The organism is Streptomyces sp. NA04227 (genome assembly GCF_013364195.1).
Lineage (GTDB): Bacteria > Actinomycetota > Actinomycetes > Streptomycetales > Streptomycetaceae > Streptomyces.
On the sequence record NZ_CP054918.1, the window covers coordinates 3,610,831 to 3,632,667 of the forward strand.

16 protein-coding genes are annotated in these 21,837 nt (G+C 71.1%); 8 read left to right on the forward strand and 8 right to left on the reverse strand.

Annotation, left to right across the window (positions count from 1 at the left end; all coding sequences use genetic code 11):
• The first annotated feature begins 137 nt into the window (after window positions 1–137).
• Window positions 138–2,396: a catalase/peroxidase HPI gene (katG, locus tag HUT18_RS15360; RefSeq protein WP_176101216.1), complete on the forward strand. Its 2,259-nt coding sequence runs from the start codon at window positions 138–140 to the stop codon at window positions 2,394–2,396.
• A gap of 183 nt (window positions 2,397–2,579) precedes the next feature.
• Here the strand turns inward: katG and HUT18_RS15365 are convergent, their stop codons facing one another.
• On the reverse strand, window positions 2,580–3,110 hold the full coding sequence (locus tag HUT18_RS15365; protein ID WP_176101217.1) for a TerD family protein: 531 nt from the start codon (window positions 3,108–3,110) through the stop codon (window positions 2,580–2,582).
• A 912-nt stretch (window positions 3,111–4,022) separates the two neighbouring features.
• On the opposite strand from HUT18_RS15365, the gene HUT18_RS15370 reads away from it, so the two are divergent.
• Complete coding sequence (locus tag HUT18_RS15370) at window positions 4,023–7,397, forward strand: pyruvate carboxylase (protein ID WP_176101218.1); 3,375 nt, start codon at window positions 4,023–4,025, stop codon at window positions 7,395–7,397.
• 232 nt (window positions 7,398–7,629) lie between these two features.
• Here HUT18_RS15370 and HUT18_RS15375 read toward each other — a convergent pair whose 3' ends face one another.
• Complete coding sequence (locus tag HUT18_RS15375; RefSeq protein WP_176096581.1) at window positions 7,630–7,953, reverse strand: DUF6480 family protein; 324 nt, start codon at window positions 7,951–7,953, stop codon at window positions 7,630–7,632.
• 218 nt (window positions 7,954–8,171) lie between these two features.
• On the opposite strand from HUT18_RS15375, the gene HUT18_RS15380 reads away from it, so the two are divergent.
• From HUT18_RS15380 to HUT18_RS15390, 3 genes are all read left to right on the forward strand, one after another.
• The gene (locus HUT18_RS15380) at window positions 8,172–9,218 is read left to right on the forward strand and encodes an aminoglycoside phosphotransferase family protein (RefSeq protein ID WP_176101219.1); all 1,047 of its coding nucleotides are present in this window, start codon (window positions 8,172–8,174) and stop codon (window positions 9,216–9,218) included.
• A gap of 119 nt (window positions 9,219–9,337) precedes the next feature.
• A complete protein-coding gene (locus HUT18_RS15385) occupies window positions 9,338–10,312 on the forward strand; it encodes a DUF4331 family protein (protein ID WP_176101220.1) in 975 nt (324 codons plus the stop codon).
• A 318-nt stretch (window positions 10,313–10,630) separates the two neighbouring features.
• Entirely contained in the window at window positions 10,631–12,151 is a 1,521-nt protein-coding gene (locus HUT18_RS15390; protein ID WP_217710494.1) for an FAD-binding oxidoreductase, read from the forward strand.
• A gap of 88 nt (window positions 12,152–12,239) precedes the next feature.
• Here HUT18_RS15390 and HUT18_RS15395 read toward each other — a convergent pair whose 3' ends face one another.
• Both HUT18_RS15395 and HUT18_RS15400 read right to left on the reverse strand, forming a co-directional pair.
• Window positions 12,240–12,563, reverse strand: coding sequence for an SCO4225 family membrane protein (locus tag HUT18_RS15395; RefSeq protein WP_176101222.1), 324 nt, complete (start codon window positions 12,561–12,563; stop codon window positions 12,240–12,242).
• Between the two features lie 217 nt (window positions 12,564–12,780).
• Window positions 12,781–13,647: a hypothetical protein gene (locus tag HUT18_RS15400; protein WP_176101223.1), complete on the reverse strand. Its 867-nt coding sequence runs from the start codon at window positions 13,645–13,647 to the stop codon at window positions 12,781–12,783.
• A gap of 490 nt (window positions 13,648–14,137) precedes the next feature.
• Between HUT18_RS15400 and HUT18_RS15405 the strand changes: the two genes are divergently transcribed.
• Window positions 14,138–15,361 (forward strand): metalloprotease, encoded by a 1,224-nt coding sequence (locus HUT18_RS15405; protein WP_254878620.1) that lies wholly within the window; start codon window positions 14,138–14,140, stop codon window positions 15,359–15,361.
• 256 nt (window positions 15,362–15,617) lie between these two features.
• A complete protein-coding gene (locus HUT18_RS15410) occupies window positions 15,618–17,594 on the forward strand; it encodes a hypothetical protein (RefSeq protein WP_176101224.1) in 1,977 nt (658 codons plus the stop codon).
• Window positions 17,595–18,455: 861 nt separating this feature from the next.
• Here HUT18_RS15410 and HUT18_RS15415 read toward each other — a convergent pair.
• The 3 genes from HUT18_RS15415 to HUT18_RS15425 are packed head-to-tail and all read right to left on the reverse strand — an operon-like array spanning window position 18,456 to window position 19,790.
• The gene (locus HUT18_RS15415; RefSeq protein ID WP_176101225.1) at window positions 18,456–18,731 is read right to left on the reverse strand and encodes a hypothetical protein; all 276 of its coding nucleotides are present in this window, start codon (window positions 18,729–18,731) and stop codon (window positions 18,456–18,458) included.
• Window positions 18,732–18,750: 19 nt separating this feature from the next.
• Entirely contained in the window at window positions 18,751–19,422 is a 672-nt protein-coding gene (locus HUT18_RS15420; protein ID WP_176101226.1) for a nucleotidyl transferase AbiEii/AbiGii toxin family protein, read from the reverse strand.
• Complete coding sequence (locus tag HUT18_RS15425; protein ID WP_176101227.1) at window positions 19,419–19,790, reverse strand: hypothetical protein; 372 nt, start codon at window positions 19,788–19,790, stop codon at window positions 19,419–19,421. Before HUT18_RS15425 ends, HUT18_RS15420 begins: the two co-directional genes overlap by 4 nt.
• Before the next feature lie 188 nt (window positions 19,791–19,978).
• Between HUT18_RS15425 and HUT18_RS15430 the strand changes: the two genes are divergently transcribed.
• Window positions 19,979–20,428, forward strand: coding sequence for a hypothetical protein (locus HUT18_RS15430; protein ID WP_176101228.1), 450 nt, complete (start codon window positions 19,979–19,981; stop codon window positions 20,426–20,428).
• A 217-nt stretch (window positions 20,429–20,645) separates the two neighbouring features.
• On the opposite strand, the gene HUT18_RS15435 is transcribed toward HUT18_RS15430, so the two are convergent.
• Entirely contained in the window at window positions 20,646–21,686 is a 1,041-nt protein-coding gene (locus HUT18_RS15435) for a methyltransferase (protein ID WP_176101229.1), read from the reverse strand.
• Window positions 21,687–21,837 lie beyond the last annotated feature (151 nt).

Genomic DNA, 21,837 nt, shown 5'->3' on the forward strand with positions numbered 1-21,837 from the left:
AGCCACTGTCACGAGCCCGACCCGGGCTCACGGGGCTCGGCAGGCCTCAGCCCCAGTTCGACTGCTACGGCCACCGCCCGTCTCTGATGAGCAGCCATTGATGAGCAGCGTGATCCGCCTGGTCCGGAAGGATTTCGATGTCTGACAAGCACGACGCACACGAGGCACTCGCCGCGGACGGCACGGACGCGACCACGGTCGCGCCGACGGACGACACCGTCGGGCGCTGCCCCGTCGCGCACGGGAACCGCGCCCCGCACCCGACCCAGGGCGGCGGCAACCGGCAGTGGTGGCCGGACCGGCTCAATGTGAAGATCCTGGCCAAGAACCCGGCCGTGGCGAACCCGCTCGGCGAGGAGTTCGACTACGCCGCCGCCTTCCAGGGCCTGGACCTCGCGGCCGTGAAGCGGGACCTCGCCGAGGTCCTCACCACCTCGCAGGACTGGTGGCCCGCCGACTTCGGCCACTACGGCCCGTTCATGATCCGGATGGCCTGGCACAGCGCTGGCACGTACCGGATCAGTGACGGACGCGGCGGCGCCGGTGCCGGCCAGCAGCGTTTCGCGCCGCTGAACAGCTGGCCGGACAACGCCAACCTGGACAAGGCCCGCCGTCTGCTGTGGCCGGTGAAGAAGAAGTACGGCCAGTCCCTGTCCTGGGCCGACCTGATGATCCTGGCCGGAAACGTCGCCCTGGAGTCGATGGGCCTTGAGACCTTCGGTTTCGCGGGCGGCCGCGAGGACGTGTGGGAGCCGGAGGAGGACGTCTACTGGGGTCCGGAGACCACCTGGCTGGACGACGAGCGCTACACCGGCGACCGCGAGCTGGAGAACCCGCTCGGCGCGGTCCAGATGGGCCTGATCTACGTCAACCCCGAGGGCCCCAACGGCAATCCGGACCCGCTGGCCGCGGCCCGCGACATCCGTGAGACCTTCCGCCGGATGGCGATGAACGACGAGGAGACCGTCGCCCTCATCGCCGGTGGCCACACCTTCGGCAAGACGCACGGCGCCGCCCCCGACGACGCCGTCGGCCCGGACCCCGAGGCCGCGCCGCTCGAGGCGCAGGGCCTGGGCTGGAAGAGCTCGCACGGCAGCGGCGTGGGCGCCGACGCCATCACCTCCGGCCTGGAGGTCACCTGGACCACCACCCCGACCCAGTGGGGCAACGGCTTCTTCGACAACCTCTTCGGCTACGAGTGGGAGCTGACCCACAGCCCCGCGGGCGCCCAGCAGTGGCGGCCCAAGGACGGCGCGGGCGAGGGCACCGTCCCGCACGCCCACGACGCCACGAAGAAGATCGCCCCGTCGATGCTCACCACCGACCTGGCGCTGCGCTTCGACCCGGTCTACGAGCCCATCTCGCGCCGCTTCCACGAGCACCCCGACCAGTTCGCGGACGCCTTCGCCCGCGCCTGGTACAAGCTGACCCACCGCGACATGGGCCCGAGGTCGCTGCACCTCGGCCCGGAGGTCCCGGCGGAGGTACTGCTGTGGCAGGACCCGCTGCCCGAGGCCGAGGGCGAGACCATCGGCGCCGCCGACGCCGCCGCGCTCAAGGCGAAGATCCTCGAATCGGGCCTGAGCGTCCAGGACCTGGTGTTCACCGCCTGGTCCTCGGCGTCCACCTTCCGCGGCAGCGACAAGCGCGGCGGTGCCAACGGCGCCCGGATCCGCCTCGAACCGCAGCGCAACTGGGAGGTCAACGACCCGGAGCGGCTCGCCCCCGTCCTGCGTACCCTCGAAGGCATCCAGCGCGAGTTCAACTCCGGCTCCGCGAAGGTGTCCCTGGCCGACCTGATCGTGCTGGCGGGCGGCGCGGCCGTCGAGAAGGCCGCGAAGGACGCGGGCCACGCCGTCGAGGTGCCCTTCACCCCGGGCCGCGTGGACGCCACGGACGCGCACACCGACGCGGAGTCCTTCGCCGCCCTGGAACCGGCCGCCGACGGCTTCCGCAACCACCTCGGCAAGGGCAACCGCCTTCCGGCCGAGTACCTGCTGCTCGACCGGGCCAACCTGCTGACCCTGAGCGCCCCCGAACTGACCGTCCTGATCGGCGGCTTGCGCGTCCTGGGTGCCAACACCAAGCAGTCCGCCCTCGGCGTTCTCACCGCCACCCCCGGCGTGCTGACGAACGACTTCTTCGTCAACCTCCTGGACCTGGGCACCACTTGGCGCTCCACGTCCGAGGACGCCACCACCTTCGAGGGCCTGGACACCGCCACCGGCGAGGTCAAGTGGACCGGCAGCCGTGCCGACCTGGTCTTCGGCTCCAACTCCGAACTGCGCGCGCTCGCCGAGGTCTACGCGAGCGACGACGCGAAGGCGAAGTTCGTGACGGACTTCGTCGCCGCGTGGAGCAAGGTCATGGATCTGGACCGGTTCGACGTGGCTTGACCGACGCGGCCTGATCCACCCGACCCGGTCACGCCGCCGGGTCACCCCGCCCGACCACGACGTCCGGGCCGGCGCTCGCCGCCGGTCCGGGCGTCTTTGGTTTCCGTGGTCCGGGCGTCTTCGGTTTCGGTACCGGCGCCGGTTCTCCCCGCTCGTCTGCCGGATTCCCGGCAGGGTCGGGCCTCAGCCGCGTGCGTCACCCATGGCGGAGACGAAATCGACCTCGTCGCCGTCGAAGCCGTGCAGCCCGTCCTGGATGCGCCACTGGCCGTGCTCGTCACGGCTGAACCTGGCGAGTGTGGCCGCCGTGCTCGTGCCGACGTCGGTGAACTCGCCCTCGGCCAGGACGGTGTAGCCCTCGCGGATGCGGTAACCGGCGCGGGCGACCTCGCCGAAGGTGACGCGGCCCTCGCCCTGCTGGATGGCCACGCCGACCACCACAGCGGTGAACCGCTCGGCGAGCCGGTCGAGTTCGAGGACCATCACCTCGTCGAAGCCGAGCCCCTGGCCGGTCCTGCTGTCACGGTTGAGGTTGATCGTGCCGTCGGGCGAACGGCTGCCGTGGTGCACCACGTACTCCGGCGTCCCGGACCCGCCGGATCCCGTGTACGTGGCGGCGATGACGTCGAGATCGTGGGTCACGGCACCGGCCGCGCTCGGGTCCCACCGCACCGCCACTTCCACCTTGTCGAGCCCCTTGCTGACACTGCTCATCGCGACACCCCCTGTCTGGCGCCGGGCGCACCGGACCGCTGCGGCAGCCGGACCGCCCGTCGTGAAAAACCGAACTCCTTTTCCCCGAAAGCGGGTTACCCATCCTGACATGTGTGCCGTGGAGAGCCAGCGGGCGCACCAGGCCGCACCTCTCCACCAGGGGCTCGCACGCCCGCGCACGGCTCCACAGGGCCAACGCCCCCGCGCCCTCCCGCCCCCGTCCGGCGCCGCGCCGCCCCGCAAGCCGTGCCCGAGCCCTGCCGACGCCACTCAACGACCGGAATACGAACAAAACATTCCGCATCCTGAGACAGTTCGGGGACTGTGAGAGGGAACACCCGAGCGAGCCCCGAAACATCACCAACGAGCCAAACCGGGCAAGACGCGCGCCCTCGCTCGGACGCCCCCGCACCGCCCGGGGACGGACACGCGCGTGCCGGCCGAAGACCGCCCGCCACTCGCCCGGCGCCCCCCAACAGGGCCAATCACGGAGCAGTTCCAGCATGGCAAGCGGCTGAGCAGGGTACATGTGTCCCGCCCGTACAACTTCCCGGGGACGACGCCCCGGGGCGGAACACGGGCCGCACGGGAGCCCGACGCCGGCAGCGCAGCCGGTTCCACATCGTGGGATCCCGGGAGCGAGTCATCAAGTGGGCACCAATCGACCTGTTCGAACCCACTTACCTCGCAGTAGCGTCCGCCGTTGACGCGTGCTCACACCGGGCAGCGGCAGCACGGAGAACACAGGCAACACGACAGCAACACGACAGCAACACCACGCGACAGAGCAGAGCTGCTCCGTACGAGCTTTACCGAAAGAGCTGTACCAAGCAGGCCGGACCAGGCAGGCGAGACCAGGCAAGGTCGAACCGGGCAGGTTGAACCGGGCAGGTTGAAGGGATCGATCGGAACATGTTCCGCAAGGTGCTAGTCGCCAACCGCGGCGAGATCGCCATTCGCGCGTTCCGCGCCGGCTACGAGCTGGGCGCGCGGACCGTCGCCGTGTTCCCGCACGAGGACCGCAACTCGTTGCACCGCCTCAAGGCCGACGAGGCCTACGAGATCGGCGCTCCGGGTCATCCCGTGCGGGCGTACCTCTCCGTGGAGGAGGTGGTCGGGGCGGCGCGCAGGGCGGGTGCGGACGCGGTGTACCCGGGGTACGGCTTCCTGTCCGAGAACCCGGATCTGGCCCGGGCCTGCGAGGAGGCCGGGATCACCTTCGTGGGTCCGAGCGCCGACATCCTCGAACTGACCGGCAACAAGGCGCGCGCGGTGGCCGCCGCCCGCGCCGCCGGTGTCCCCGTCCTCGGCTCCTCCGCGCCGTCCACCGATGTGGACGAACTCGTGGCGGCCGCCGAGGAGCTGGGCTTCCCGGTGTTCGTCAAGGCGGTCGCGGGCGGCGGCGGGCGCGGTATGCGCCGGGTCGAGGACCCGGCGGTGCTGCGCGAGTCGATCGAGGCGGCGTCCCGTGAGGCCGAGTCGGCCTTCGGCGACCCGACCGTCTTCCTGGAGAAGGCCGTCGTCGAGCCGCGCCACATCGAGGTGCAGATCCTCGCCGACGGCGAGGGCAACGTCATCCACCTCTTCGAGCGCGACTGTTCGCTCCAGCGCCGCCACCAGAAGGTGATCGAGCTGGCGCCCGCGCCCAACCTCGACCCGGAGCTGCGCGCGCGCATCTGCGACGACGCGGTGCGCTTCGCCCGCGAGATCGGCTACCGCAACGCGGGCACCGTCGAGTTCCTGCTCGACCGCGACGGCAACCACGTCTTCATCGAGATGAACCCGCGCATCCAGGTCGAGCACACGGTGACCGAGGAGGTCACCGACGTCGACCTGGTGCAGGCCCAGCTGCGTATCGCCAGCGGCCAGACCCTGGCCGACCTCGGTCTGTCCCAGGACACGGTCTACCTGCGCGGCGCCGCCCTGCAGTGCCGTATCACCACCGAGGACCCGGCCAACGGCTTCCGGCCGGACACCGGCATGGTCAGCGCGTACCGCTCGCCGGGTGGTTCGGGTATCCGGCTCGACGGCGGGACCGCCCATGCCGGTACCGAGATCAGCGCCCACTTCGACTCGATGCTGGTCAAACTGACCTGCCGGGGACGGGACTTCAGGACCGCGGTCGGCCGAGCCCGGCGCGCGGTGGCCGAGTTCCGTATCCGTGGCGTGTCCACGAACATCCCCTTCCTCCAGGCGGTGCTCGACGACCCGGACTTCCAGGCCGGTGACATCACCACCTCCTTCATCGAGCAGCGCCCGCACCTGCTGACCTCGCGTCACTCCGCGGACCGCGGCACCAAGCTGCTCACGTACCTCGCCGACGTCACCGTCAACAAGCCGAACGGCGAGCGCCCCCAGTCGATCGACCCGACGACCAAGCTGCCGGTGCTGCCGGACATCGCGCCGCCCGCCGGTTCCAAGCAGCGCCTGGTCGAGCTCGGCCCGGAGGGCTTCGCCCGCCACCTGCGCGAGTCGCCGCTGCTCGGGGTCACCGACACCACGTTCCGCGACGCGCACCAGTCGCTGCTCGCCACCCGGGTCCGTACCAAGGACCTGCTCGCCGTCGCCCCCGCGGTGGCGCGGACCACGCCCGAACTCCTCTCCCTGGAGTGCTGGGGCGGCGCCACGTACGACGTCGCGCTGCGCTTCCTCGCCGAGGACCCGTGGGAGCGGCTGGCCCAGCTGCGCGAGGCGGTGCCCAACATCTGTCTGCAGATGCTGCTGCGCGGCCGCAACACCGTCGGCTACACGCCCTACCCGACCGAGGTGACCAACGCCTTCGTCGAGGAGGCCACGGCCACCGGTATCGACATCTTCCGCATCTTCGACGCGCTCAACGACGTCGGCCAGATGCGCCCGGCCATCGAGGCGGTACGCGAGACCGGCACCGCGGTGGCCGAGGTAGCGCTCTGCTACACCGGCAACCTGCTCGACCCGGCCGAGAAGCTCTACACGCTCGACTACTACCTGAAGCTTGCCGAGCAGATCGTCGAGGCGGGCGCGCACGTCCTGGCGATCAAGGACATGGCGGGCCTGCTGCGCGCGCCCGCCGCCGCAAAGCTGGTGACCGCGCTGCGCAGCGAGTTCGACCTGCCGGTGCACCTGCACACCCACGACACCGCGGGCGGCCAGCTGGCCACCTACCTCGCCGCCGTACAGGCGGGCGCGGACGCGGTGGACGGCGCGGTGGCCTCCATGGCGGGCACCACCTCGCAGCCCTCGCTCTCGGCGCTGGTCGCGGCCACCGACCACTCGGACCGCCCGACCGGCCTGGACCTGGCGGCGATCGGCGAGCTGGAACCGTACTGGGAGAGCGTGCGCAAGATCTACGCGCCCTTCGAGGCGGGCCTGGCCTCCCCGACCGGACGCGTCTACCACCACGAGATCCCCGGCGGCCAGCTCTCCAACCTGCGCACCCAGGCCGTCGCGCTCGGCCTCGGCGACCGCTTCGAGGACATCGAGGCGATGTACGCGGCGGCCGACCGGATCCTGGGCCGTCTGGTCAAGGTGACCCCGTCCTCCAAGGTGGTCGGCGACCTCGCCCTGCACCTGGTCGGCGCGGGCGTCTCCCCCGCCGACTTCGAGGCGGAGCCGCACACCTTCGACATTCCCGACTCGGTCATCGGCTTCCTGCGCGGCGAACTCGGCGTCCCGCCGGGCGGCTGGCCCGAGCCGTTCCGTACCAAGGCACTGGAGGGCCGCGCGGCGGCCAAGCCCGCCCAGGACCTGTCCGCCGAGGACCGCGACGGCCTGGAGAAGAACCGCCGCGCCACCCTCAACCGGCTGCTCTTCCCCGGCCCGACGAAGGACTTCGACACCCACCGCCAGGCCTTCGGCGACACCAGCGTCCTGGACAGCAAGGACTTCTTCTACGGTCTGCGCCCCCGGCACGAGTACACCGTCGACCTGGAGCCCGGCGTCCGCCTGCTCATCGAACTGGAGGCGGTCGGCGAGGCCGACGAACGCGGCTACCGCACGGTCATGTCCACCCTGAACGGCCAGCTCCGCCCCATCCAGGTGCGCGACCGCTCGGTGGCCTCGGACCTGCCCGCCGCCGAGAAGGCCGACAAGTCCAACCCCGGCCATGTCGCCGCCCCGTTCGCGGGCGTGGTGACCCTGGCCGTCACCGAGGGCACCGAGGTCGAGGCGGGCGCCACCATCGCGACCATCGAGGCGATGAAGATGGAGGCCTCCATCACCGCCCCGAAGACCGGCCGGGTCTCCCGCCTCGCGATCAACAGCATCCAGCAGGTGGAGGGCGGTGACCTGCTGGTCGAGCTGGCGTGATCGGCTGCGTCGACGGATCGGCGCCGGCCGCTCGCCGGTCGCGCGGTCGCTTGTCGCGTACGCATACGCATACGCGCGGTCGCTCGTCGCATACGTACGGCCCGTGGCCGGGATCTTCCGCAGGGGAGGTCCCGGCCACGGGCTTTTCGCGGCCACGGGCCTTTGCACTCGCCCCGCTCCGCTCCGCGCCGCCCCGCCCCGCTCCGAGTGGCCCGACCCCGGATCGCGGCGCTCAGTCGAGCAGCGCCACGACCATCCCGGCGAAGCCGACGACCATCAGCAGGACCAGGATGGCCATGACGCTCAGCGGGCCCTTGGCCCAGCCGGTGGTCGGGTTGTAGGTCTCCTCGGGTCCGGCCCCGGCGGTGCTGTCCTCACCCTGCGGGGTCTCGCCGGGCGGCACCAATCCGGGCCGCGCGGCGGCCGGTTCCCCGCCTCGGGGCGCTCCTCGGCCGGTGTCCCGGTCGGCGTGCTGGTCAGCCTCCCGGTCCGCGTCCCAGTCCGCGCCTCGGTCCGTGCCCAAATCCGGGTCCGGGTCCGTGTTCCTGAGGTCCATGAGGTGGCTCCCCTCGGTGAACAGTGCCCCATTCGACGCTACTCCTGATCACGCGGGGGCTCCTGCCCGTACGGCGGCAGGCGCGTGTGCGTACGGCGGCCCCTACCGACGTACGCACGTACCGGCGGCGTACCGACGTACCCGAAATCCGGTGGCGACGGCCCGAACCCGCCGCATACGCTCCCCTCCCCTCGCCGCCCTTCCTCGTCTGGAGCCGTATGTCCCGCCCGCCCCGTATGCATCCCGACGAGCTCGACATGGACGCCGAGCTCGTGGAACGGCTGATCGCCGGCCAGTTCCCGCAGTGGGCAGGGCTGCCGGTCGTACGCGTCGCCTCGGCGGGGACGGACCACGCGATGTTCCGGCTCGGGGACGACATGGCGGTACGGCTGCCCCGGCTGGCGTCCGAGGCGCGGCAGGTCGACAAGGAGCAGCGCTGGCTGCCGCACCTGGCCCCGCACCTCCCGCTGGCCGTCCCGGTCCCGCTCGGCAAGGGCGCGCCCGGCGCGGACTTCCCGCTGCCCTGGTCGGTGTACCGCTGGCTGGACGGCGACAACGCCCACGACCGCCCCCTCACCGAACTCGCCCACGCCGCCCGCGAGTTGGGCCGCTTCGGTGCGGCGCTGCGCCGGGTCGACGCCACCGACGGCCCGCCGTCCTTCCGGGGCGGCCCGGTGGGAAAGCAGGACGCGGGGGTCCGTACGGCGATACGTGACCTCGGCGCCGACGGCACCTTCGACGCGGCCCTGGCCACGGCGGCGTGGGAGGCCACGCTCCGGCTGCCGCAGTGGGAGGCCGCCCCGGTCTGGGCGCACAGCGATCTGCTGCCGGGCAACCTGCTTGCCCGGGACGGCCGCCTGACCGCCGTCATCGACTTCGGCTGCCTCGGCACCGGCGATCCGGCCTGCGATCTGATGGCCGCCTGGACGGTGTTCCCGCCGCAGGTCAGGGAGCTGTACCGGGAGGCCTCCGAGGTCGACGACGCGACGTGGGACCGCGGCCGGGGCTGGGCCCTGGGCTGGGGAGTGCAGACCGTTCACCACTACCGGAGCAGGAACCCGGTCCTCGCGGGCATCGCCCACCACGCGGTGTCGGAGGCGCTCGCGGAGTTCGCGGGAGAGGCCGGGGACGGGAGCAGGGGCGGGGACGGGAACGGGACCGGGGACGGGACCGGGACCGGGGACGGGACCGGGACCGAGACCGGGGACGGGACCGAGACCCGAAACGGAAGCAGGAGCAGGAGCGAACTCGGCGAACCGGCTTAGCCCGCACCGGCTTGGCCCGCACCGGCTCAGCCCACCACCCGGCTCCGTTGGAGTGGTGCGCCCCACCTCACCGGCACGGTTGCCCGCGCCACTCCGGGGGCGCACCGAACCCTGGGCCCATGTCTCATCACCTCAGTGGCCCGAACCTCCGTCCACCGCTGGGCGACTCCCGGCTGGACATGACCGACCTCTTCACGTTCACGGCGCCGGGCGACCGCACCGTACTGATCATGAACAGCAACCCGGTCGCCCCGACCGGGGGCGACGCCTTCCACCCCGACGCCGTCTACCGGATCAACGTCGACACCGACGGCGACCACCAGGCGGACCTCGCCTTCAGCTTCGTCTTCTCGCAGCCGCAGAACGGCGCGCAGACGGTGACCGTGTACCGGTCGACGGGCGCCGAGGCGCGCTCGCACGAGCCCGCGGGCGAGAAGATCTTCACCGACGAGCCGGTCGCCCTGAAGCCCGGCACCGCCCCCCAGGTGCACAGCTCCGGCCCGTACCGGCTCTACGTAGGCCTGCGCAGCGACCCGTTCTTCGCGGACCTGGAGGGCATCGGCAACGACTTCACCTGGACCGGCAAGGACTGGGGCATCGACAAGAACATCTTCGGCATCGTGCTCGACATGCCGCACACCGAGATCGGCCCGGAGCCCGGGTTCGGTGTCTGGGGCCGGGTGAGCCTGCGCCAGAACGGCCGCCTGACGTCGGTGGACCGCGGCGCGCACCCCTCGGTGACCGCGTACTTCAACCAGGAGGACGCCAAGGAGGCGTACAACGAGGGCGAGCCCGCGCAGGACTGGGACACCTACCTCCAGCCGTGGACCGCCGTCCTCGCCCACACCGGCGGCTACGACGCCCAGGCCGCCGAGTCGACCCTGCGGACGATCCTGCCGGACGTCCTGCGCTTCGACCGCTCCCGTCCCGCCGCCTACCCCAACGGCCGCGCCCTCACCGACGACGTCACCTCGGCCCGGCTCAGCATGGTCTCCGGCGGCAAGATCACCTCGGACAACATCCCCCCGCACACGGACCTGCTCCCCGACTTCCCGTATCTGGGACACCCGCACCCGGCGCCCAGCGGGAGCTGAACTCCGGTTCGCGGCAGAGCAGTTGATCTGCCCTGCACCAGCCCGCTGCCTCGGTACGCGCCCCGTTCATGGCGTACGTACCGGGGCAGCGGCATGTGAAGAGCGGCTCGCAGGCACCGGAAGCCGGGAGACCGGAAAACCGGGATCCCCGAAGTGACCAACTACCCCTGATCTGCTTTGAGTTCGCCAACTCCCCCGATGTCCCTCATAAGTTGGGTGCGCCGCCCGATGCGGACCGACACCGGGCGGAGCGAAGCAAAGCACAAGGCGCAAGGGACAAGGCGCAAAGCGCAAAGCACGAACCACCAGGGGGAGCACATGGGCGGCTTGCTGTCCGTCGGGCCGGACGATCCGCGGTACGAGGACCTGCGGCGGGGTGAGAACCCCCGGTTCGCGGGGCGGCCGGAGCGGATCGTGCTCGTCTCCTCGGCCGCCGAGATCGAGCAGGTGCTCAACGAGGCGGTACGGGACGGGAGTCGGGTCGCCGTACGCAGTGGCGGGCACTGCCTGGAGGACTTCGTGAGCGACCCCGAGGTCCGGGTCGTGCTCGACATGACGCGGATGTCCGGGGTCGGCTTCGACGAGGAACGCCGCGCCTTCGTCGTCGAGTCGGGCGCCACCCTGGGCACCGTGTACCGGACCCTGTACCGGCTGTGGGGCGTGACGATCCCCGGCGGCACCTGCCCCGAGGTCGGCGCGGGCGGCCACATCCTCGGCGGCGGCTACGGCCCCCTCTCGCGCCTGCATGGCTCGGTCGTCGACTACCTGTACGCGGCCGAGGTCGTTGTCGTCGACGCCAACGGCACCGCCCGTACGGTAGTCGCCACCCGCGAACCCGACGACCCCCACCACGACTTGTGGTGGGCACACACCGGAGGCGGCGGCGGGAACTTCGGCGTCGTGGTGCGGTACTGGCTCAAGTCACCCGATACGGAAGGGGAGTTGAGGCAGGGAGAGGCGGCGGCACCCGAACGGCTGCTGCCCCGGCCGCCGTCCGAGGTCCTGCTCGACACCACCGTCTGGCCCTGGGACGGGCTGAGCCGCGAGGACTTCGTCCGGCTGGTCCGCAACCACGGCGCCTGGTTCGAGCGGCACAGCGGACCGGACTCCCCCTGGTGCGGCCTGTACAGCGTGCTCGCACTGACCCGTCGGCAGTCCGGCGCCCTCGCGATGACCACCCAGCTCGACGCGGGCCTGCCGCAAGCGGCGGACATGCTGCGGTCGTACGTGGACGCCGTCTCGGACGGACTCCCGGTACGGCCGCACAGCCGGACCCTGCGCATGCCCTGGCTGCACGGCACCCGCTGGCCCGGCACCGCGGGCGACGGCGACCCCACCGCCCGTACCAAGATCAAGGTCGCGTACGCGCGCAGGCGCCTGACCGACCGCCGTATCGGGACGGTCCACGACCACCTCACCGACCCGGCCCACGACATCGGCGGCGGCGTGGTCGCGCTGATCTCCTATGGCGGCCGCGTGAACGCCGTCCCGCCCGGCCGTACGGCGGTACCGCAGCGCGACTCGATCCTGAAGGTGGTGTACGGCTCCACCTGGCAGGACGCGGCCCAGGACGCCGAACAGCTCGGCTGGGTAAGGGAGTTGTACCGGGACGTGTACGCGGACACCGGGGGCGTACCGGTGCCCGACGAGGACAGCGACGGCGCGTACATCAACTACCCGGACGTCGATCTGGCCGACCCCGCCTGGAACACCTCGGGCGTGCAGTGGCCCGAGCTGTACTACGGGGAGGCGCTGGCGCGGCTGCGGCGGATCAAGGCGGAGTGGGATCCGGGGAACGTCTTCCGGCACGCACTGTCGATTCCGGCGGCAGGGGCCTGAACGCCCTGCGTCCTCAACTTGGCTGCGGGCGAGGCGAGTTCGGCCCCGTTCGCCGCCCCCGCCACCAGCGCTACCGCCACCGCGCCGTTCAGGAGTTCCAGTTCAGCCTCGGCTGCGGCGCGCGGTCGCGGAACCGGCGGGTGAGGAGGCCGAGGCCGGTGGCGATGACGTATCCACAGGCTGTGAAGAACACTTCCGGCGGCGGGAGGACGCTCTCGGGGACGACCGTCAGGGCCGGGAGCGAGACCGGCACGGTCGTGAAGATGGGCCAGACCCAGGCGAGCGAGGCGTCCTCGTGCTCGACGAGATGAGTGTCGTAGCTGGCGAAGGCCACGGAGGCGCCGACCACCAGCAAGTAGCCGCGTGCGAGCCAGCTGTCCCAGGCGGCGGTGAGTATCCGGGGTTTCCTCATGTGTTCTCTCCGTCGAGTCGCTTGCGGTCAGGCGGCCATCCACCATCGGGGGGATCCACCATCCGGCGATCTACCTTCCAGTGATTCGCCCTTCCGGTGATCAACCTCCTTCACCCTGCGCCACCCGTCGGCTGCCCGACCTGAGTACGCCTACTCAGATCATCGCGACCTCGGACTCATCCGGACAATTTCAACGGGGTCGGCGGGGTCGGCGAGATCACCGCGCCCACCGCACCCCGTGGAAGCCCGGCACGACGTCGGAGTCGGCGAGGTGGACCAGGCTGCCCCCGGGGACGTCGAGCAGCGGCAGCAGGCGGAGCCGTTCGAGGTCCTTGTGGGTGCTGTGGGCGTCCAGGCGCCAGATGCGGTGGGCCTCGCGGGCGGCTGCCTCGGGGGCGAAGCGCAGGGTCAGTTCGAGGCGGGCGCCCGCGGCGGGGAACCAGCGCCCGTAGTACGGCTCGGGGAGCCGGGCCCGTACCTCGTACTCCAGGGGGAAGGTCTCGCCCGGGCAGAGGGCGGGGAAGAGGAGCTCGGTGCCGGTCAGGGCGGACTCGGGGTCGGTGGCGCCGCGGCCGAGGACGCAGTCGCGGCCGGGGCGGATGTCCGGCAGCGCGCCGCTGTGGGTGTGCAGCAGGACGGCGTACCGGTCCACGCCGGGGCGCCGGGCGCGCAGCACGATCCGGGCCCGCACCACCCAGCCCGCGCCGGTCACGGTCACGTCGTCCTGGAAGGCGAGCAGATCGACGCCGGGGTCCTCGGGAGCCCCGAGTGCCGCCCGGAGTCTGCGCGCGGCTGGCCGTGGCGTACCCGGCGAGAAGCCTCCGCCCCGGCCGCGCGGCGCGGGCTCCCGCAGCAGCCGCACCAGGGTGCCCTCCGGCAGGGCGAGCAGCGATTCGAGCGCGGCCACGGCGCGCAGGCTCTCCGGACGGCGGGGGCGGCCCACCCCGCGCTGCCAGTTGCTCAACGTGGACACACTGACCGCGTGCCCCCGCGCGGCGAGCCGGTCCCGCAGCCGCTCCAGACTCAGCCCGCGCGCGGCGATCGCGGCGCGGAGCGCGGTGTGGAAGGGGCCGGTACGGAACACGTCGGGCGCGGACGGAGACGGAGACGCGGACGGAGACGGGGACGGAGACGGGGACGGGGGCGCGTCCGGCTCGGGTGCGGGTGCGTCCGGCTCGGGTGCGGGCGTGTCAGGGAGGTCCGACAGGTCGCCCCCGGCTGCGGGCGCGTCGGGCTCCGGCGGGGTCGCGCCGGGGAGGTCGGGCAGGCCACTTCCGGCGCGCAGCTCCCCGCCGTTCACCACTCGCCGCCCCTCGTCCGCCACCGCTCACCCCGCCACATACCGTCAGCGCGCCATCACGACACGTAACTGACCGTCATTACCGGCCAGTTCTGGATTTCTAGGACGCACTGTCATTCTCGCAGGCAGCGGGCCTGTACGCCGCTCCGCGCAGCCGTCTCCCGGACCCGTTCGAGGAACCCCCCAACCCTGAACCCCCTCACTATGGCCAGAAGGCACCACCCCCACCGCTCTCACCCCACCACCACCAGACCCCGCCCCGGAGGACCAACGCATGGAGCAGGGCCCGCCCCCGCCCCCACCCGCCGAGCCGGCCATCGGCCACCGGACGAGCAGAAGCGCCCGCGCCACCCGCGCCCGCCGCGCCCTGCCCGCCACGGGCGCCGCTGCCGCCCTGCTCCTCCTGGGCTCACTGACCGCCTCGTGCTCGGACGGCGACGGCGGCGGCAACACCGCGCGTGAGCGGCGGGTCTGCCTCACGGGCAAGCTGACCTACACACACCGCGACGCCGAGGCGGGCCCCGAGCTGCCGAAGGCCACCTCCGTCGCCCGCAACGCCAACTGGGAGCTGTGGGGACGTCCGCAAGGCGAGCGGCGCGTACGGGAGTTGAACGCCGGGCTCACCGACGCAGGTAACGGCGGCTTCCGGGCCTGCGCGAAGCAGCCGGACCAAGTCACCGACGTCTACGTGAAGTTCAGGTCCAGCAGCACCGATCTGTGGCGGGTGATCAACCCGAAGTCCCGGGCGCAGTACACCTTCGACACCCGGCACACGGCGCGGGCGGACTCCACCGTCGCCCTCGGCACCGTCCGCGTACCCGCCGACCGGGCCTCCGCGTGGAAGATCGTGGACAGCCTCAACGAGCTGTACTGGAAGGCCTCCGAGGCCAACACCTCCGGCTCCGCCTGCTGGACCCGGCGCCAGAAGAACGGCCACTGCGACGAACTCACCGTGACCTGGGGGCCGAAGGCCACCGACGGCGGGTACTTCGACCAGGGCGGCACCAACCACATCGTCCTCACCGCCGAGGACGCGGACTCCCGGCACACCGTCCTGCACGAGGCGGGCCACTGGCTCCAGTGGCAGCTCTACGGCCGCTCACTCCCGGACTCCCCGCACTGCGAGGAGCACACCTTCGAACTGGCCAGCTCGCCGGGCTGCGCGTGGACCGAGGCGTTCGCCGACGCGGCCGCCGCGTACGCGCTCGGCGACCGGCGCTACGTGTACGGCAACGGTGAATCCGTCGAACTGCGCGCCGACTCGGCGACCGACTGGGACCAGGGCGACGACGTCCAGGGCCGGGTCGGCGGAGCGCTGCTCGACCTGTGGGCGGCGGACGGCCCCGACGGCGGCGACTGGAACCGCACCATCGACCTGATGTCCCGCGAGGTCAGCGAGGACTTCTACGACTACTTCACCGAGGACCGCCCACGGGCCGGACTGGACACCACCGGCCCCGCCCTCGACATCGTCCACGACCACACCATCGACTACTGATGTCCGAGCCGTCCCCACTCCATCCCCTGCCCGCCATCTCACGGCCACCTGACGAGCCAAGAGAAGGACCGCGGGGACCACTAACTTTCCGACCAGCGGCGGACACGTACCGAAGCAGCACCAACTGACTTCCTGACAAAGGGAGTTGGAAAAACGTCAAGACCGGAACAGAGCCGCGAAGAGTCGGGAAGGCTGACCACGCAGGGACACAGGGAACGCAGGGACGCAGGGAACGCCGAGAAGGGGGTGACCGGACGTGACCAGGACGCCGGGCGCACTTGGCGCTACGGGCATGCCGAGTGCGGCGGACATCGCGAGTACGGATACCGCAGGTACGGCGGGTACGGCGGATACCGCAGGTACAGCGGACGCGGCTGGTACGGCGGATACGGCCGGTACGGCGTGCTCGCGGACCGGCAGCGACGGGTCGGCCAAGCGCACCGGGCGCACGGGACGGACCGGACGCACCGAGCGCACCGGCCGGACCGCCGCGCAGGTCTGCAACGGTGAACTGCTCGACTTCCTGCGCGCGCGGCTCGACGCCGCCGGGCTCGCCGTCCTCGCCGGGCACGAACCGCGCTGCTTCCCGCTCGGGCACGTACCGCCGGAGCGGCCCGGCGAGACGCGTGTGACGCTCGTGGACGCCTGCGAACTCTGCTCGGAGGACCCGTTCCGCCACAGCGAGGGCGGTCGGACCTCCTACGCGTACGACGAGGGTCTGCTCACCCACTGGCCGTGCCCCGAAGTGCGGGCGCTGGCACTGCCGTTCGCGGACGATCCGGGGTACCGCGCGCACTGGCGTCCGTGGCGCATCGACCCGCCGTCGCCGCTGTCGGCCGCGCGGCGCGAGGAGTTGTGGCGGGCCGGGTTCCAGGTCCTGTCGCAGCGTCCGCAGACCGGCATCCTGCCGCTGTCGGTGCTCTGGCAGCGGGTCGTCCACCACGGCGCGGCGGTGCCGACGGCGACGGTGGGCGAGGACCGCGCGGACCACGACGAGGCGGTCACGGCGGCCTGGTGGAAACTGGCCACCGAGCTCGAACTCCCGGACACCCTCGGTGAGTTCGCGCTGGCGACCGAGCTGGGCTGGACCCGGGTACGACGTGTGGTCGGGACGCCCGGCACCGGCTTCGGCGCCCCGGGCCTCGGCACCGTGCACGGTGCGGGATCGGCGCCGGCGCACCGTGCGGCCACCGGCATCCCGGGCGCGCTCGGCCGCGAGGGGCAGCTGAATCTGCTCGCCGTCTCACTCGACGGGCAGAAACTTCTCGCCGCTACCACCGAGGAGGGCGGCACCTGGCTGATCACCCACCACGAACTCGGCGACTGGCACGAGCGCTGGGCCGAGCGCCTCGGCACCCTCCCGCCCGAGGAAGCCGCCGCCTCCTGGGCCTCCTGGGGCCGTATGAAGGCCCCGGCCTTCGAGCCCCTGCGCACCGCCTGGCGCGAGGGCCTCGCCGCGAACCCGGCGGCCACCCCGTCGGTACTGGCCCGCCTGGACCGGCTCGAACGGCTCGAACGGCACGACCGCGTGGACGGGCTCGGCTGTATGGACAGACACGACCGTCTGGACGGGCTCGGCCGCACGGACAGGCACGACCGCGTGGAGGCAGCCGACCGCGTGGACGGACTCGACCGCGTGAAGATTTCCGACGGCTCGGGGCCCGCCCTCAACCCCAGCCCCGCCCCCGACCCGGGCCCCTGTCTCCCCTACCAGGTCCTGGAGCACCTCACCGAGACCGAGATCGAACGCCTCAGCCGTACCGGCCGCCCCGAACTGCGCGCCCGCGCCCTCTACGACCCGCGCCTCTCGGCCGCCTCCGTGACCCGCCTGACCGAGGACCCGCACCCCCAGCTGCGCCAGCAGGCGGCCAGCGACTTCCGTGTCCCGGCACCGCAGTTGGCCCGCCTCCTGCGCAACCGCGAGACCGCACGCGCCGCCGCCCAAAACCCCTCCCTCCCGGAACGGGAGATGCACGGCCTCCTGGACCGCACGGAGGACCCGCGCACAACGGCGCCCGCACACCGTCCCGCCACCCCGCGCCCTGCACGCCCGCCACGCGTCCCGCACCAGTCGCACACCGCGCACGCCGGGTACCCCGTGCTCCCCACACATGCGCAGCACCCGGCGCGCCCTCAACGGCCGCAGCGCGCCGCCCACTTGGACCCCGACCGGAACCGGGAAGGCTTTTTCGGCCACCCCTCCCCGCCCAACTCCCCTGAACAAACGGGGTAATTGATCACAAGAGCGCGGACCCGCCGTGCGATCCTCGCCACTCGCACTGTCGGGCTACCCCCACGTCAAGTGAACCCCAGAGATTCACCGAGTGTCATGTGCGGTGCCCACGGCCCCGAATTCACCAAGCCCGGCCGATAAAACCGTTTGACCACGGCCACCGAACCCCGAAACACACCCCGCACGCACTCCACACACACCCCCTGACGAAAAATTTTCTCGCAGTCCGGACGCGTCCGTGATTACCTTCCTTTCCGGCGGAGAAACACCTTCGGCGGCCCGGTAAATCCGTACGGCAATGGGGAGTTGAGCGGTACGGCAGCACCGCACACTCCCTTTCGGCACGCGTTCCGTACGCACTCCCGGGAGGTCACCCGCCCGACGGAGCCGTACGGAACCGGAAGGCCCTACACGCACAAGAAGTAGTCAACCTGCCTGCTCAGGGAGTCATCGAGGGTTCCATCCGCACAAGCGGAGACCCCTTGGACGTCGCGGGACGTCGGCCCGGCCGCCACCACGTTCGCTTCGCACCACGCACCAACACCCCACCGACCAGCGCCCATTCCGCACGCCCGAATCCGAGGAAATAACGCAGCGACGAACCCCGCACCACCGGCACCTCCGCACCGCGCAAGCACCATCCGCTCACCCTGCGAACCATTCCCAGAGGACACCATGCGAATTTCCCGCACACCCAAGAAGGCAATTCCTTCCACACTTCCCCACACGCCCACCCGTCGCGCCGCTTTGACATTCTCCGGGGAAACCGCCATCGCCGCTTCCACCGCCGGACACGACACGGCCGGACACGACACGGCCGGATACGACATCTCCTGGCGCGACGACTGAGGGACCGAGCCGTCAGTCAAGGGCCTGGTACGCGGCCGACTGGTCCGTCAGCTCGGGGCGCTCCACCCAGTACGCGTGACCGTGAATCCGCAACATCGCCCAGTGCCACGCCTCGTCATGGAACACGAGCCCGCGAAACGGAGCGTCCGCCGACTCGTACGGGTATTCCTCCAGCGCCGCCGCCTCGGCCGCTTCCGGCCCCATCCCGCCGTACTCCCGCATCACCCAGGCGTACCGACGCCGCTCCCCCGCCAGGTACTCGACGTACTCCGCTTCGGTCCAGTCCATGGGCAGACCTCTTGAGAGTTCAGTTGTCGTCCGGCGCTTCATCGGCGTGGAGCCGAGTATCGAGGTCGCCCACCCAGGACAGCGCCCAAGTCCGCAGAGTGGCTACCTGGTCCGACGTCAGGCCGTAGGCGGTGAAGTCTTGGTCGTCCCACCATTCGGCGCCCGCAAGCCGGTCGCGCAGATCGTGGAGGCTGAACTCGAAGCGGGAGTGGCGGCGGCCGAGCGTCTCAAGGTCTGCGGTGGTGCGGTGCTGGGAAGCCGCATGGACGTCGATGAGGTCGCGGACGGCTCCGCGGTCGGCGAGTGCGCGGACTTTGGTGCCGATCACGTCATCGAGAGCAAGGACCGGCCCGTGCTTGGTCGTCGCGGGCGGGGACCAGAAAGCTTCCTTGAGGATGTCGATTTCACACTGCTCGCCAGTGCAGGGATCGGTGGCGATGAGTCGACCGGACAGCGGGCTGGTCTCGACCTCCTGAACGGACCAGCCTCGCTGGATGAGGCCCTCGGCGACGGTGCGAGCGATCTCGGCCATGGGCGCGGGGTTCTCGGTGGCCACGTCGAGGTCCTGGCTGAGACGGTCGACCAGGCCGTGGGCCTGAACGGCGTAGCCGCCGGTGATGACCAAGGGATAGGGCGACCCGATGGTGAGTACATCGGCCAGGAGTCGGCGGTGCAGGTCGCTCAGGTTCACGCGGCCTTGGAGTTCTCAGTGATAGCGAGCTCGGGGAAGGCGTTCTCCCAGACGTGGCGAATCGGTCGGCTGATCAGGGTCCGCAGTACGGGCCACTGGCTGATCAGCAGGTCCCGGTTCAGGAAGTCGACGAGGTCTTGGCGCTGCCCTTCTGCCAGGACAGTGCGGTACAAGCCCATACGCGAGCGGGGCTGCTCGAGCGTGTAGGAGCGGCGGCCGGACCAAACGACGTGCAGCGGCAGGTCGACAGTGCCATGGCCGGGACCTGTCAGGTCCTCCAGGCACTCGGGCAGGCGCTCGGCGTACTGCCTGCACAGCACCTCAAACGCGTTGGGCACCGGAAAACGGGCGGGGGTCGGCACGGCCATGCATTCAGTATCACCTGTCGGGCCGGGTGTCACCAGGAGCATGGCGTTCCAGGGGGTACGGCGGCCGGAGACTTCGGGTGTCACTGGCGGCACGGGCCTGCGTCTTGCATCAGGGGATCTGACAGTGACCGCCATCAACTGCGGCATCCTGTCCGAACCAGAGGCAGCCGGAGCGCAGGAGGACCCCCATGCCACCGCAAGCCGCTCACGGACCCGCTGGACGCGCGAACGGTGGCGGCGGGGACGGCGGCGCGTACTTCATCCGAGGCCGGATCTACGTACCCGTGCGGCTGTCCAAGACCTACTCCCGTGACCACTGGGCCCCGTTGGTCAAGGAAGTGGAGATCTGGGGAAGTCGTTCCTACGCGACGCGGGCGGAGGCGGACCGTGCCCTCCGAACGTTCCTGAAGACGCCGCACTGCTTCGGCGGCGTGGTGCACGCGCGTACGGGGAGCCAGCGCGCCGAGTTTCGGGCGGCGTCCCAAACTGCCCTGAACGACATGAAGTTGGACGTGCTCGCGGAGATCGGCGAGATCCGCCGACGAGCCGACGACTTCACCTACGCGCGCCGGTGGGAGCTTCCGTGGCTGTTCCTCCGGTGGTTCCGCAGGCCGCGCACGCACACGCGGCACCTGTGACGCGTACGCACACGCGGTACTTGTGACAGGCACGAAAGCGGAAACGGTCCGCCCCGCACTCAACCCAGGCGGGTCGAGTGCGAGGCGGACCGCTGCGATCCGGGCCGATCCGGAAAGTGAACCGATGCGATCCGGGGGCCGGTCCGGCGCGACGGGGGTACGGGCCGGGCCGGGTCCTCTGGTGGATCCGGTTCTTCGGGTGGACGGTGGTGGGCGGTTAGACCGGCTCGGCCTCGATCAGGGAGGCGAAGACCGGGGCCTCGATGATGCGGGTGACCTTGAAGTCGGCGCGCTTGAAGAGCTCGGTGAACTCCTCGGCCGAGCGCTCCCAGCCGGAGAGGCCGGCGAGCATCAGGACGTCCATGGTCTTGCTGGGGTGCGGGTCGTTGCCCGGGACCAGCACGGTGTCCACGGCGACCAGGCGGCCACCGGCCGGGATGGCCTTGCGGATGGACTTCAGGATGGCCAGGCACTCGTCGTCGTCCCAGTCGTGCAGGACGTGCTTGAGCAGGTAGAGGTCGGCACCCTCGGGGACGGCCTTGAAGAAGTCGCCACCCTCCACGCGCCAGCGGCCCTTGGTCTCTTCCTCGTCGAGGAGGTGACGGGCCACCGTCTGCTCCTGGTCCAGGAGGACACCGGTCAGCTGAGGCGCGCGACGCAGCACGGCGCGCAGCAGGCCGCCGCGGCCGCCGCCGACGTCCACGACGGTGCCGGTCTCCGGCAACGGGCAGGCCTGGGCGACGAGTTCGTCGATCGGACCCGACACGGCCGACATGCCGCGGTCGAAGATCTGCCACGCCTCGGGCGCGGACTTCAGGTACTCGAAGAGCGGCGCGCCGTACGCGGTGTCGAAGGCCGGGTTGCCCGAGGGCAGCACTTCCTCCAGCGTCGCGACCGGCTTGACCACCAGGTCGTCCGAACACATCAGGACCAGGTCGCGCTGCGAGCCGGGGCGGCCCTCGACGAGGAGTTCGGCCATGGGCGTGAGCTCAAAGGCACCATTGTCGTTCTGGCGGAAGACCCCGCGGGTGGCGAGGAGGCGCAGGATCCGCAGCAGGAACGGCGCGTGGGTGCCGGAGCGCTTGGCGAGTTCCTCGACGCTCAGCGGACCGCCCGACTCGGCGAGATGGTCGGCGATGCGGTGGACGGCGACGGTCCGCAGAATCGACGAGTAGATGTGGCCGTTGGCGACATCGTGAAGCTTGATAGCGGCTGCAGCAGCTTCAGTAGTGCTCGTGTTACTGGGCGTACTGGTCAACTTACGGCTCCCGTCGGTGAGTTGATCGTGTTCCCCAGAGTGGACTCAGGCATCTCCGGTGTCACGGGGTATTCGAATGACACCGTCGAAGTCACGCCAATGATGCGGTACACGGTTTTGAGAGCCAAGACTTGTGCCATTGCTTGGTTAT

Bases quoted from the DNA above. Each gene is read 5' to 3' on its own strand.
- katG (WP_176101216.1), top strand. From the start codon at position 138: ATGTCTGACAAGCACGACGCACACGAGGCACTCGCCGCGGACGGCACG.
- HUT18_RS15365 (WP_176101217.1), bottom strand. From the start codon at position 3,110: ATGAGCAGTGTCAGCAAGGGGCTCGACAAGGTGGAAGTGGCGGTGCGG.
- HUT18_RS15370 (WP_176101218.1), top strand. From the start codon at position 4,023: ATGTTCCGCAAGGTGCTAGTCGCCAACCGCGGCGAGATCGCCATTCGC.
- HUT18_RS15375 (WP_176096581.1), bottom strand. From the start codon at position 7,953: ATGGACCTCAGGAACACGGACCCGGACCCGGATTTGGGCACGGACCGA.
- HUT18_RS15380 (WP_176101219.1), top strand. From the start codon at position 8,172: ATGTCCCGCCCGCCCCGTATGCATCCCGACGAGCTCGACATGGACGCC.
- HUT18_RS15385 (WP_176101220.1), top strand. From the start codon at position 9,338: ATGTCTCATCACCTCAGTGGCCCGAACCTCCGTCCACCGCTGGGCGAC.
- HUT18_RS15390 (WP_217710494.1), top strand. From the start codon at position 10,631: ATGGGCGGCTTGCTGTCCGTCGGGCCGGACGATCCGCGGTACGAGGAC.
- HUT18_RS15395 (WP_176101222.1), bottom strand. From the start codon at position 12,563: ATGAGGAAACCCCGGATACTCACCGCCGCCTGGGACAGCTGGCTCGCA.
- HUT18_RS15405 (WP_254878620.1), top strand. From the start codon at position 14,138: ATGGAGCAGGGCCCGCCCCCGCCCCCACCCGCCGAGCCGGCCATCGGC.
- HUT18_RS15415 (WP_176101225.1), bottom strand. From the start codon at position 18,731: ATGGACTGGACCGAAGCGGAGTACGTCGAGTACCTGGCGGGGGAGCGG.
- HUT18_RS15425 (WP_176101227.1), bottom strand. From the start codon at position 19,790: ATGGCCGTGCCGACCCCCGCCCGTTTTCCGGTGCCCAACGCGTTTGAG.
- HUT18_RS15430 (WP_176101228.1), top strand. From the start codon at position 19,979: ATGCCACCGCAAGCCGCTCACGGACCCGCTGGACGCGCGAACGGTGGC.